At 59.1% G+C, this 12,369-nt stretch carries 11 protein-coding genes; all 11 read left to right on the top strand.

What is annotated here, in order from left to right:
• Positions 1–45: 45 nt before the first annotated feature.
• Complete coding sequence (locus ACFSR7_RS03450) at positions 46–804, top strand: prepilin peptidase (protein WP_378159110.1); 759 nt, start codon at positions 46–48, stop codon at positions 802–804.
• A 17-nt stretch (positions 805–821) separates the two neighbouring features.
• Positions 822–2,333 carry a pilus assembly protein PilM gene (gene pilM / locus ACFSR7_RS03445; protein WP_378159108.1) on the top strand — a complete coding sequence of 504 codons (1,512 nt, stop codon included), beginning with the start codon at positions 822–824 and terminating at the stop codon, positions 2,331–2,333.
• Positions 2,305–2,928: a type 4a pilus biogenesis protein PilO gene (pilO, locus tag ACFSR7_RS03440; protein WP_378159106.1), complete on the top strand. Its 624-nt coding sequence runs from the start codon at positions 2,305–2,307 to the stop codon at positions 2,926–2,928. The genes pilM and pilO overlap by 29 nt, the downstream gene beginning before the upstream one ends.
• 153 nt (positions 2,929–3,081) lie before the next feature.
• Positions 3,082–4,587 (top strand): DnaD domain protein, encoded by a 1,506-nt coding sequence (locus ACFSR7_RS03435; protein ID WP_378159104.1) that lies wholly within the window; start codon positions 3,082–3,084, stop codon positions 4,585–4,587.
• Positions 4,588–5,060: 473 nt separating this feature from the next.
• A complete protein-coding gene (locus tag ACFSR7_RS03430) occupies positions 5,061–6,008 on the top strand; it encodes an ATP-binding protein (protein ID WP_378159102.1) in 948 nt (315 codons plus the stop codon).
• Positions 6,009–6,247: 239 nt separating this feature from the next.
• On the top strand, positions 6,248–7,366 hold the full coding sequence (locus tag ACFSR7_RS03425; protein ID WP_378159100.1) for a sulfate ABC transporter substrate-binding protein: 1,119 nt from the start codon (positions 6,248–6,250) through the stop codon (positions 7,364–7,366).
• Positions 7,367–7,402: 36 nt separating this feature from the next.
• A complete protein-coding gene (gene cysT / locus ACFSR7_RS03420; RefSeq protein ID WP_378159099.1) occupies positions 7,403–8,239 on the top strand; it encodes a sulfate ABC transporter permease subunit CysT in 837 nt (278 codons plus the stop codon).
• Between the two features lie 12 nt (positions 8,240–8,251).
• Positions 8,252–9,136: a sulfate ABC transporter permease subunit CysW gene (gene cysW, locus ACFSR7_RS03415; protein ID WP_378159097.1), complete on the top strand. Its 885-nt coding sequence runs from the start codon at positions 8,252–8,254 to the stop codon at positions 9,134–9,136.
• A 99-nt stretch (positions 9,137–9,235) separates the two neighbouring features.
• The gene (locus tag ACFSR7_RS03410; protein WP_282907336.1) at positions 9,236–9,439 is read left to right on the top strand and encodes a YezD family protein; all 204 of its coding nucleotides are present in this window, start codon (positions 9,236–9,238) and stop codon (positions 9,437–9,439) included.
• Positions 9,440–9,909: 470 nt separating this feature from the next.
• The gene (locus tag ACFSR7_RS03405; protein ID WP_378159095.1) at positions 9,910–11,337 is read left to right on the top strand and encodes an extracellular solute-binding protein; all 1,428 of its coding nucleotides are present in this window, start codon (positions 9,910–9,912) and stop codon (positions 11,335–11,337) included.
• A gap of 94 nt (positions 11,338–11,431) precedes the next feature.
• Positions 11,432–12,367 (top strand): carbohydrate ABC transporter permease, encoded by a 936-nt coding sequence (locus ACFSR7_RS03400; RefSeq protein WP_378159093.1) that lies wholly within the window; start codon positions 11,432–11,434, stop codon positions 12,365–12,367.
• Positions 12,368–12,369: the final 2 nt, after the last annotated feature.

Genomic DNA, 12,369 nt, shown 5'->3' with positions numbered 1-12,369 from the left:
CCGGTTCCTTTTCTCTAACTAACATCGAAAGCGACTATCGCCATCATGACGATTCTTCTCTATATATACCTGTTTGCGCTTGGCGCGGTGCTCGGCTCGTTTTACAACGTGGTGGCGCTGCGTGTGCCTGCTGGCGAGTCCATCGTCTCGCCGCCGTCGCGCTGTCCGCGTTGCGGGACGCGGCTTACAGGGCGCGATCTTATCCCGATCGCGAGCTGGCTGCTGTCGCGAGGCCGCTGCCGTCATTGCAAGGCGCCGGTATCGCCGCTGTATCCGCTCGGCGAAGCCGCGACGGGGCTGTTGTTCGTCTGGGTGTATGCCAGCTTCGGTTGGAGCCCGGCAGCGATTATCGGGCTGCTGCTCGTCAGCCTCTGCGTCATCGTGACCGTGTCGGATCTGGCGACGATGCTCATTCCGAACAAAGTATTGCTGTTCTTTGCGCCACTTCTGGCTGCAGCCTGTCTATTGCTCCCAAACGACATTCCATGGTGGAGCCATCTACTAGGCGCGGCAGTCGGCGGCGGTGTCCTGCTGCTCGTCGTGATCGTCTCAAGAGGCGGGATGGGGCTCGGGGACGTCAAGCTGTTCGCGGTGCTCGGCTTCGTCGTCGGGCTGCCGAATACGGCAGTGGCATTCGTCGCTGCTTGCTTGGCCGGCACGCTCGTTGGCGGCGTCTTGCTGGCAACCGGAGTCGTAAAGCGCAAGCAGCCTGTGCCGTTCGGTCCGTTTCTCGCGCTGGGCGCATGTCTTGCGTACGGCTACGGCGCGGATATCATCGACTATTATTTATCTTTATTTACCTGAACGGGGCGTGACTCACAATGTTCGGATCAGGCGCCAAGACCATCGGCCTGACCCTGGATCCGTCCGGGGCAAGACTCGTTAAACTGAAGAAAAAGAAGACTTGGGAGATCGAGCGCGTCAGCGTGCTGCCGCTGCCTTCCGGCCTTTTTGAAGAGGACCGAATCTCGGACTATACGGAGGCCCGCAGCCTTCTGACCGACTGGATCAGAAATGAAAAGCTGCAGGGGCAATCCGTGACGCTTTCTTTTCCGACCTCGCATGTCATCGTTCGCCGCCTGCGCATCCAGAGCACCAGCGACAGAGACCTCGCTGGACTGGTGGCGCTCGAAGTCGAGACCACGCTGCACCTGCCGTTCGAGGACCCTGTACACGATTTTATCAAGCTTGGAACGGAAGCGGAGAGTACGAATGTACTCGTGTTTGCCGCATCCAGGCAGCTGATCCAGTCCTATACGGACATGGTCGAGGGAGCGGGCTTGCGAGTGTCCGGCATCGAGCTGTCGGCGACAGCGCTCGCGCGCGCGATCCGGGAGCTTCAGGATGAGAAATTCGGGGAAACGATGCTGGTCAATCTGGACGCGAGCGCGCTCGAGATCTATATGTTCCACGGCGGACACCCGGTCTTCCTGAAAACGATCGCGCTCTACGGACAAGGAGACTTGGACGGCGCCCTGAGCGAGGGCCAGCTGTCCGAGCTGACCGCAGAGATCGCGCGCATGCTCAACTTCTATCAGTTCAGCATTCACGAAGGTAATGCCCGGATCACCGAGGCGCTTATCGTCGGTTCGGACCAGGGTCGGAACCAACTGCTTGCGGTACTGCAGCAGTCGCAGCCGGAAGTGAGTATTCGGGCGTTTTCCTTCGACACCTATGCAACGCAGCATACTTACAGCGCTGACGATAATCGTGTCGCGGTCGGTCTAGCGCTGTGGCATCAGGACAAGCAGCGGATCAATCTCATGCCGCGTATCGACCGCGATGCGCGACTGTATCCGGTTATCCTGGCGGCATCGCTTGCCGTGTGGGTGCTGGCGGTAGGGGCTGTTTCCTATTACTATTTCGACAACAAGTCCCAGCTTAAAGCCGGAGAAACAACGATCTCGCAGCTGAACGACCAGATCGCGCTGCTGCAAAGCGGCCTGGAGGCGCAAAACAGCCAGCAATCCGGGCAATCGAATCCGCTCAAGGTGATCGAGGACATTCGCGGTAACCGCCGCGATGCGATTGCCGTTCTGACTGAACTGGAAAGTAAGCTGCCGTCGGGCAGCAAGCTCCAGAGCGTCAGCTACAGCAGCTTGGGTCAGATCGGTTTGACCGTCCAAGTGTCGGATTTCGATAACGCGTCCCGTTACTTGTTCGATCTGAAGCACATGTCGTTCGCAGCATCGGCGCAGCTGCAATCGGTCGCTCAGAGCGCCGCCGGCGAAGGTCCGATCGTCGTCGCCACGAAGACGGCGATTTATTCGCTCGATATGAAGAAGCCGGAAGGAGGAGAAGGAAATGACGGGACTGCAGACGCAGCTCAATAAACGGTCGTTGGGCCTGATCGGCGTTGTCCTGCTTTTCCTGCTCCTGCTGATGTTTGTCGTGTACAAGCAGATGCCGCTTAACTCGGAGTTGTCCGATCAGAACGATCAGGTAGCGAGTCTGCGCAGCCAGGCGGATCTGCTCACGAAAAAAGCCGCCGAAGGCAGCGCCGCCGGGGCCGAATACTCGGACGCATCGGTCCAGCAGGCGCTCCCGCTCTCGGACAATACGGAACAGATGCTGCTCGATCTGAAAAAAATCAGCCAGGCGACAGGTGTCGCGCTGCTGAACGCGACCTTTAGCGCGTCCGACAGCAATCAGCTGCAGAGCATGTTAGGCGGCGAGCAAACGCCTTATGCCTCGGTCGGCGAGCTTAAGACAGCCGTCGCCATCGAAGGCACGTACGATCGTCTGCTCGAATGGGTCGGCGCCCTGCAGAAGCTCCCGCGTCTCGTATCGGTGGACAACTTCGCGATCGCGAAGCCTGCACCAGCGGACCTGGGCAAGGCGATGACGTTAAACGTCAATTTTACCGCCTACTTCGATCCGTCCTATCGCAATCTGGTAGACGAAGAATTGCTGCCTTACCAAGAGTAACGACTGATTCCCTGCCAGAAGGGGGACGCTGCGGGGCGATGCCTCGCGCCGTCCTCTTTTCATTTTTTTCGGAGTGGATTTCCACCACCAGCGGGGCCGATGGATATGCTACAATAGAGAGACACTCTATGAAAAAAGGTTGTCGAATACAGGATGCGAGTGTCGAACAAGCTTGAATTTACGGAGCATCATCGCTATACCGCCTGCCGGGATTTCTCGCTCGGCGGCCTAGAGCGACGCGTGCTGGCCGAACTTTATCAACCGATGGCGGGCGCCCTCTCTATCGGCTTATATCTGTTGCTCTACCATCATCTTGGCGACGACGAGACGGGCTGCGTGCAGCCTGAGGCGCAGCGCAGGCTGTTTCTGGGCTTGGGTCTGGAGCCGAATGCGGCAGGCCGGCAGTCACTCGTCGAGAGCGCCTCGAAGCTGGAAGCCATCGGCCTGCTTCAGACGTTCAGGCAGCACGATCCGGCGGCCGACGAGACGCTCTATGAATATGTGCTGCAGCGGCCGCTTGCGCCCGGCGAGTTTTTCGCCAACCTGCACCTGTCGTTGCTGCTCAGGGACCGGATCGGCAAGCCGGCGCTGATGGAGCTTCGCGATTCGCTCGCGCCGCGCAGCCCTTCGGGGCTGGCGAGGTTTCTCAACCGCGAAGAGATCACGGTGCCGTTTTACGAGCTGTTCCGCATCAATGCTTCGCAGATCGATCCGGAGCTGGAGCAGTCGCTGTCCCAGTCGGCGCCTGCTCGCGAGGTTGGCGCGTCCCAGCCGGAGCGCGTGCGCCACAGCGAGCTGCTGCTCCGCTTCCCGCGAGGCTCTTCGAACCGGACGCACGTCGAGCGGCTGAATCGCGCGCCGGAGTCGATGGCCCAGATCAACTTTCTGGCGTACAAGTTCGATCTGGAGCTCCCCGAGATCAGCCGATTGCTGGACGAGGACGGCGTCTTTCTGCCCGATGGGACGCTCCATTGGGACGAGCTGCAGTCCCGGGCCAATCTGATCTACCGTCAGGGCCGCAAGCGCGGCGAAGAGCGCGAACGCTATCTGTCGCGCATCGGAGAGCCCGCTTCGGATGAGGCGGCTTCCGCCGTAGTGGATGAAGCGTTGTATGCGGTCCCGCCGTTCGAGGTGCCGGAGCGGCTCAGCAAGCAGGTCGCGAAGGACGAATACGGACGAATGCTCATGCTCGAGCCGTACACGCGGTTTTTGGAGCGATTTTTCCCGGGCTCCGTGCCCGACGTATTCGCGCGTATCTTCGAGCGTATCGATCTGAACTACAAGCTGCCGGAAGCGGTCATTAACGTGCTGATCCACTACGTGCTGGGCACGAACCATGCGCAGCGCCTGACGGCAAGCTTTATCGATTCGGTCGCTGCGAATATGCTTGCCAAAGGCATTGATTCCTATGACAAAGCCGTCCGGTACGTGCGCGAGCAGGAGAAGCTGAACGAGACGCTCGAGCGCAGGCGCAGAGGCGAGAGCGAGCCCGCGCCGGCCGGCAAGGGCAAGACGGCATCGGGGCGCAGCCGCGCAAGCACATCGGGCGCGCGCAAGCCGTCCATGCCCGTCGTCGAAGACAAGGGGCCCGCGAAGGCGCTGTCCGCCGAGGAGCGCCAGCGGCTGCGCGATCTCGCGCGGCAGCTGGATAAGAGCTGAGCCGCTGACACCACTCGGTGCGTGATAGGTAACCACCTGGCCGAATAAGGATGCGTCATCGTCTTATTCGCCCAATGCGCGCCATTCTGGCTGAATAAGGATGCGTCACCGTCTTATTCTCCCAAATTCGTGCCGATATGGCCGAATAACGATGTGCCACCGTCTTATTCGCCCAAATGCACGCCAACCTGGCCGAATAACGATGTGCCACCGTCTTATTCGCCCAAATGCGCGCCATTCTGGCTGAATAAGAATGTCCCAGCGTCTTATTCGCCCAAATGCAACGCCAACCTGTCCGAATAACGCTGTGCCATCGTCTTATTCGCCCATTCAAACACTTGCCCGGCGCAATAATAATGTGCTATCTTCTTATTTCCGCAATCCTAGCATCTGTCCGGAAATATAACGCTACGCCAACGTCTTATTGGCCCGACATAATGAGAACTATCTTGCAATAGAAAGGAGGGAGCGCGATGGAGTCGCTTGGAGAAGCGCTGCGCAGCTGGAAGGCCGCGCCCGGCGTCGGCGATCTGGATAGCCTCACGCATCGGGTGCTCGCCGATCCGCTGGTCGTGCAGATTCGCCGCCGGTACCCAGGCCTGGAAGAACGGACCCTCCGCATCAACCTGAACAAGTTGTATCAATATGCCAAGGAAGACCGGAGCTGCAGCAACTGTCCGGGGCTCGAGCGTTGTCCGAACGATATGCAAGGCCATTATACGTCGATTACCTGCGCGGAGCAGAACGGCAAGTGGCAGCTGTTCGACGGGAAAACGCCTTGCGCGAGATGGCTCGCCAACGAGCATCAGGAGCAGGTGCGACGCAGGATCACGAGCCTCAGCAGCAATGTGGATATTGAAGCCGACAGTTATGAGGCCGAACAGATGCTTGATCTCGACGACGAGCGGGAAGACGCGGTATTGCAGCTGTTGGCATATGTGAACCGTACCCGTACCGACGGGTTGCAGAAGAAGGGGCTCTTCCTGATGGGGAGCTTCGGCACCGGCAAGACGTACATGGCCGCCTATTTGCTGCACAAGCTCGCCAAGGAGGGCAAGACAGGCGTCATCGTCTACATGCCCGACTTTGTTGAGGACGCCAAGGCGCTCATGATGGAACCGCAAAAGCTCAAAGAAACGATGACGCTCATGAAGGAAACGGATTTGCTCGTTTTCGACGACATCGGCGCAGAGAACTTGAGTCCATGGGTCAGAGACCACGTCATTGGCGCGATCCTGAATCATAGAATGAACCGCAAGCCAACCTTTTACACCTCCAATCACGATCTCGAATCGCTCGAGCGGCACTTCAGCTTCACCCACAAGGAAGGCGAGGAGCTCCATAAAGGCCAACGTCTGATGGACCGGATCCGTCCGTTCGTAGACGTCGTGCATGTGCGAGGCCGCAATCAGCGAGGTTAACCCCCCGGATGGTACTCCTTTTTAATCACAAGCCCGCAGCTTTGCTGCGCGGCCTTTTTTTGTATTTTCATCGATTGATTATTTTTGTGATTTGGGCTCATCTATTAAGGAAACTTATAAGCGATTTAAATTATACTTATTGACACTAAACCCACCTGCCTGCTATGATTTGTTAAAACCTATTGAAATGGTAGGAATTATGTGAATTACTACCGGATAACCGGAGGGGGATTGGAAAAATGAAATTGAAATCATCGAAAAGAATCATGTCGTTCGCCGTCGTTGCCCTGTTCGTCGCGTTGCTGTCCGCTTGCGGCTCGAACAACAACAATGCCGCGAGCTCCGGCAGCGCGTCCGCATCCGGATCCGCATCGCCGTCAGGGACGGCTTCATCCGAGCCATCCGCCGCGTCGACCGCCAAGCCGAAGTCCATCGAGCTGCTGAACGTGTCCTACGACCCGACGCGCGAGCTCTATGAAGCGTTCAACAAGAGCTTTGCGGATTACTGGAAAAAAGAAACGGGCCAAACAGTCAAAATCAACCAGTCGCACGGCGGCTCCGGCGCTCAAGCGCGGAAGGTACTCGACGGTCTCGAAGCGGACGTCGTGACGCTCGCCCTCGCATATGACATCGATTCGCTCACGGATAGCGGCCTGATCAAGAAGGATTGGCAGCAGTCGTTCGAATCGAACAGCTCGCCTTATACGTCGACGATCGTCTTCCTCGTTCGCAAAGGCAACCCGAAGGGCATCAAGGACTGGGATGACCTGATCAAGGATGGCGTCCAGGTTATCACGCCGAATCCGAAGACGTCCGGCGGCGCGCGCTGGAACTACCTTGCGGCTTGGGGCTATGCGCAGCAGCAGGACGGCAACGACGAGACGAAGACCAAGGATTTCATGAAGAAGCTGTTCGCCAACGTGCCCGTGCTCGACACCGGCGCCCGCGGCGCCACGACGACGTTCGTAGAACGCAAGATCGGCGACGTGCTGCTCGCTTGGGAGAACGAAGCTTACCTCGCCAAGAAGGAATACGGAGACGAGTTCGAGATCGTAACCCCGTCGCTCAGCATCCTGGCCGAGCCGCCGGTCGCCGTCGTCGACAAGAACGCCGACAAGCGCGGCACCCGCGAAGTCGCCGAAGCTTATCTGAAGTATCTGTACACCCCTGAAGGCCAAGAGATCGCAGCGCAGAATTTCTACCGTCCTCGTTTGCAGGAGGTCGCCGACAAGTACAAGGATCAGTTCCCGACGCTTAATCTGCTCACGATCGACAAGGATTTCGGAGGATGGACCGAGGCTCAGAAAAAGCATTTCGCCGACGGCGGTACGTTCGACGAAGTGTATACCAAAGGTTAACATCTCCTAACCCGACAGCGAGGAAGGACGATCGCAATGGCTGCCCACGTCAAAGAAAAACGCGTACTGCCCGGATTTCGGATTACATTGGGTTATTCCATTTTGTACTTGAGCTTAATCGTGCTCATCCCGCTGGCGGCGCTGATCGTGAAGACCGCGGGACTCACGCTGCCGCAGTTCTGGCACACCGTGACGAGCGAGCGCGTGCTCGCTTCGTACCGGGTCAGCTTGCTGACCTCCTTGTTCGCCGCGCTGGTCAACGTCGTGTTCGGCCTGCTCGTCGCCTGGGTGCTCGTACGCTACCGTTTCCCCGGGAAAAAGATCGTCGACGGCCTGATCGACATGCCTTTCGCGCTGCCGACGGCGGTCGCGGGCATCGCACTCACGTCGATCTATGCGCCGAACGGCTGGATCGGATCGCTGCTGGACCCGCTCGGCATCAAGGTGGCTTATACGCCGCTCGGCATCACGGTCGCGCTCGTCTTCATCGGACTGCCGTTCGTCGTGCGAACCGTGCAGCCGGTGCTTCATGAGCTGGAAAACGATATGGAGGAGGCGGCCGCGCTCCTCGGCGCGCACCGCTGGCGGACGTTTCGCAAGGTGCTGCTGCCCGAGCTCGTCCCGCCGCTCATCACGGGCTTCGCACTTGCCTTCTCGCGGGGGATCGGAGAGTACGGCTCGGTCGTGTTCATCTCCGGCAACATGCCGATGAAGACTGAGATCACGCCGCTGCTCATCATTACGAAGCTCGAGCAGTTCGAATACAGCCAGGCGACGGCGATCGCGCTGGTGCTGCTCATCATCTCGTTCGCGCTCCTGCTGCTCATCAATACGCTGCAACGGTGGACCAACCGCCGTCTGCGGACGAGTTAAGGGGGCCTCGCGATGTCAGGAGCCGCACCGGCTGCAGTCGTATCCCAAACGCCGCTGCCAGCGGACGTTCGTCCCAAGCATTTGAACGAATCGCGCGGCGTGCGCATTTTATTAATCTCGATCGCGCTTCTTTTCGTCGGTATGGTCGTTGTGCTGCCGATGCTCACGGTGATCGTCCAGGCGTTTCGAAAAGGATGGGAGACATACGCGGAAGCGATCTCCGATCCGGACGCCATCTCGGCGCTTCGTCTGACGCTTACCGTCGCGCTGGTCGCGGTGCCGCTCAATACGTTGTTCGGCGCAGCGGCGGCGTGGGCGATCACGAAGTTCAAGTTTCGCGGCAAAAACCTGCTCATCACGCTGATCGATCTGCCGTTCGCCGTCTCGCCAGTCATCGCGGGCCTGGTTTACATCCTGCTGTTCGGTGCGCAAGGCTTGATCGGCCCATGGTTGATGGATCACGATTACAAGATCGTGTTCGCGACGCCGGGCATCATCCTGGCGACGATGTTCGTCACCTTCCCGTTCGTCGCCCGCGAGTTGATCCCGCTCATGGAGACGCAAGGCGTGCAGGACGAGGAAGCGGCGGTCAGCTTGGGCGCCAAGGGCTGGCGGGTGTTTTTCAAGGTAACGCTGCCCAACATCAAGTGGGGGCTGCTGTACGGCATCATCCTCTGCAACGCCCGGGCGATGGGCGAGTTCGGCGCCGTATCGGTCGTCTCCGGGCATATCCGGGGCGAGACGAACACGCTGCCGCTGCATATCGAGATTTTGTACAACGAGTATCAGTATACGGCATCGTTTGCGGTCGCGTCGCTGCTCATGGCGCTGGCAATCGTCACTTTGATCATCAAAGGCATCATCGAGCACAAAATGGCGGGCAACCGCACGCATTGAGTCTTCGAGTGCGATCCGGAAAGGCACGGGGGCCAGTGGCGGTGCTATAATCGACATTTTAATAAGTCATCTCAGGCGATAACAGAAGGAGGAGTCCAAATGGCAAAACCGTTGGAGTTGAACGATAGCTGGATTCAGCGCATCACGGAAGCCGTAGAGGGGCTTCAATACGGCAATGTGCAGATCATCGTGCACGATGGGCGCATCGTGCAGATCGAGCGCACCGAGCGCCGCCGCTTCGACGAGGTGGCGGAGCGCCGCGGCGTACGCGAGGTGCCGCAGGGCGGAGCGGCCGCGAAGTAGAGGCGGGACGCCGGGCTGGCGCGGGAGAAGGATTTTGCTGGCCGCGCGTGCGAAAAAATAGTGTTCGGTCGCGTTAGCGGACGTTTTTTCCGCTAAGACGGGGCGCGGGCCGGGTTTAGGCGGCGCCCTCTTGTAAAAATAGTGGAAGCGGGACGACAGCAGAGCTAGCCTCTGCTGTCGTCCTGTTTTTGTCGTTCCGCCCAGTGCCTGCGCCGGGCATTTTTCACGCTCAAAGCCAAGGTGCAATAAGTTCAGAAGCGGCGTCGGCGTGCTGAAGATTTTCCCCTGGAAGCCATTGGGGCGCGGCGAAGACTGCGGAATAATGTACGACGTCTATCGTAATGTAAGCGGTTACCGGAAATCTCGGCGACGGACATAATGGAGTAGCAAAGAGGCGGTACGAAGCGGCAACGCCGACGTCACCTCCGTCTCTTCAACATCCGTCCAATCGAGAGGGGATCGCAAGAGACATGAAAGCAAAAATGTATACGACGGCTACAACCCTTGTCCTGGCAAGCGCAATCGGACTGACCGGCTGCGGCGCAAGCGGCAATAACGGCAATGCGGGCAGCGGGGCCGCTGCCAACAGCGGCAGCACCGCTTCAAGCTCCGCCTCCGGTTCTGCCGCAAGCTCCGCCTCCGGTTCTGCCTCAAGTTCCGCTTCAAGCACGGCTTCGAGCGCGGCTTCGGGCGCGGCCTCAAGCGCCCCGGCAACGACAAGCGGCAAGAAGGTCGAGATCACCTTCTGGAATACGTACAACCAGACGTCGGCCGAGACGAAGCAGCTGCAAGAGGTCATCATCCCGGCATTCGAGAAGGCGCATCCCAACATTCATGTTAAAAACGTGCCGATGCCGACGGAGAGCTTCAACCAGAAGCTGCTCGTATCCGCTGCCGGCGCGCAGCTGCCGGACGCGGCCCGAATCGACATCGTCATGACGCCGCAGCTGGCCAAGCTCGGCACGCTCGTCGAGCAGGACGCGCTGGAGGGCTTCGACGAGCTGAAAAAAAAGGTGTTCCCGGGCCCGCTGTCCACGAACCTTTACCAAGGCAAGACGTACGGCATTCCGCTCGATACGAATACGAAGGTTCTCCTGTACAGCCCGGACATGCTGAGCAAGGCGGGCATCGACGCGCCGCCGAAGACGATGGACGAGTTCGTGGATGCGCTCGGCAAGCTGTCCGGCGGCAAAGGAAGCAGCGCGACGTTCGGCTACATGCTCGCCTCCGACTTGTGGTGGCTCGGTCCGTGGGTATGGAGCAACGGCGGCCAGATCCTGAGCGAGGATCTGACGAAAGCGACCGGCTACATGAACGGCGAGAAAACCGTCGCCGCCATCGAGAAGCTGGCGCAGCTCGGCAAGGACGGCAAAGTAACAGGCTTCCATAACGGCGATCTCGGCGGCACCGACGGCCTGGCCAAGGGCAAGTATGCGATGATCGACGACGGCCCGTGGGCTTTCGACGTGCTCAAGAAGCAATACCCGAACTTCAAATTCGAAGCGGCGCAATACCCGGCCGGCGAAGGCGGTTCGATCGGCGTCGTCGGCGGCGAGAACTTCGTCATGTTCAATACGTCCGACGCCGATCATCGGGCCGCTGCCTATGAATTCGAGAAGTTCATGCTGTCGGACGAAGCGCAGGTGGCAATGGCGAAGGTCGGCCAGATGCCGGTCGTCGCGAGCCTGGCCGATAATCCGGACATCAAGGCGATCACGTACTTCGCGCCTTACCTGGAGCAGCTGAAGACGGCGCAAGGCCGTCCGTCCACGCCGGCTTACGGCCAGGTCGACAAGTTCTTCTCCGACGCCGTGACCAAGGTGCTGCTCGGCAAAGCGAACACCCAACAAGCGCTGGATGAAGCGGCGAAGCAGGCCGATGCCGTCCTCGCGCCCTAATAAGGCCCGCTAAAACGTGCACATCACCCCTAGCGCTGCCCAAGGTGCGCGAACGGGGTGATGTGTCTTCATTTCGCAAAGGAGGTCTCATTGCATGCAAAATTCGCTTGCGCCGGCGTCCGCTGCCGCCATCATGAAGCCGAGAAGGAGGAGCTGGCTGCGCCGGCACTACGGCATCTATTTGTTCGCGCTTCCCGCGATCGTGCTGTTTCTGACCTTCTCGGTCTATCCCATCCTGTACTCGTTCGTAAAGAGCTTCACCGACTGGCAGCTGCTGGGCGCCAGCCCGTTCGTCGGCCTGCGCAACTATCGTACGGTGCTGACCGACCCGACCGTGGGCATCGCATTTAAGAACGCACTCCTCAACTTCGTCGTGTCCATCCCGATCCAGGTCGTATTCGGCTTGCTGCTGGCCATCGTGCTGGACCGGCCGATCCGGGGCCGCGGCTTCTTTCGGGCGCTGTTCTACATTCCGGTGCTTGTCACCTGGATCGTCGTCATTCAGATCTATATGTATATGTTCAACAAGGATTACGGCCTTATCAACTATTTGCTCATTAAGTCCCATCTCGTCAGCGACGGCATCGACTGGCTGGGAAGCCCGACCCGCACGCTCGTCTCCGTGTTCGCGATGGGCGGGTGGAAGGGGATCGGCTGGGCGATGCTGATTTTCCTGGCGGGACTCCAGTCCATTCCGACCGACCTGTATGAGGCGTCCGGCCTCGACGGGGCCAGCAAGTGGCAGCAATTCCGGTACATTACGATTCCGGGACTGCGCAACACGACCGTCTTCGTCATCGTGCTGCTGTCGATCGGCGCGTTTAACGTTTTCGATCAGGTATTCCTGCTATTTAATGGCGCCGCGCCTTCCGATTATGACGTGCCGCTCAGCATGATCTATAACAAGGCTTTCAGCGACCTGAACTTCGGCTTTTCGGCGGCGCTGTCCTACGTCATGGCAGCCGTCATTATCCTCATCAGCCTCATCCAGTTCAAGCTGCTCCCCAAAAACAGCGGAATGGAGGGTTAACC

The sequence above is a fragment of the Cohnella sp. GCM10020058 genome, from assembly GCF_042683485.1.
In the GTDB taxonomy this organism is placed as follows: domain Bacteria; phylum Bacillota; class Bacilli; order Paenibacillales; family Paenibacillaceae; genus Cohnella.
This window is presented reverse-complemented; position numbering and strand designations above follow the sequence as displayed.

What these genes read in the sequence shown, in the direction of transcription:
- ACFSR7_RS03400 (WP_378159093.1), top strand. Translation starts at nt 11,432, where the DNA reads ATGCAAAATTCGCTTGCGCCGGCGTCCGCTGCCGCCATCATGAAGCCG.
- ACFSR7_RS03405 (WP_378159095.1), top strand. Translation starts at nt 9,910, where the DNA reads ATGAAAGCAAAAATGTATACGACGGCTACAACCCTTGTCCTGGCAAGC.
- ACFSR7_RS03430 (WP_378159102.1), top strand. Translation starts at nt 5,061, where the DNA reads ATGGAGTCGCTTGGAGAAGCGCTGCGCAGCTGGAAGGCCGCGCCCGGC.
- pilM (WP_378159108.1), top strand. Translation starts at nt 822, where the DNA reads ATGTTCGGATCAGGCGCCAAGACCATCGGCCTGACCCTGGATCCGTCC.
- cysT (WP_378159099.1), top strand. Translation starts at nt 7,403, where the DNA reads ATGGCTGCCCACGTCAAAGAAAAACGCGTACTGCCCGGATTTCGGATT.
- ACFSR7_RS03450 (WP_378159110.1), top strand. Translation starts at nt 46, where the DNA reads ATGACGATTCTTCTCTATATATACCTGTTTGCGCTTGGCGCGGTGCTC.
- ACFSR7_RS03410 (WP_282907336.1), top strand. Translation starts at nt 9,236, where the DNA reads ATGGCAAAACCGTTGGAGTTGAACGATAGCTGGATTCAGCGCATCACG.
- ACFSR7_RS03425 (WP_378159100.1), top strand. Translation starts at nt 6,248, where the DNA reads ATGAAATTGAAATCATCGAAAAGAATCATGTCGTTCGCCGTCGTTGCC.
- cysW (WP_378159097.1), top strand. Translation starts at nt 8,252, where the DNA reads ATGTCAGGAGCCGCACCGGCTGCAGTCGTATCCCAAACGCCGCTGCCA.
- ACFSR7_RS03435 (WP_378159104.1), top strand. Translation starts at nt 3,082, where the DNA reads ATGCGAGTGTCGAACAAGCTTGAATTTACGGAGCATCATCGCTATACC.
- pilO (WP_378159106.1), top strand. Translation starts at nt 2,305, where the DNA reads ATGACGGGACTGCAGACGCAGCTCAATAAACGGTCGTTGGGCCTGATC.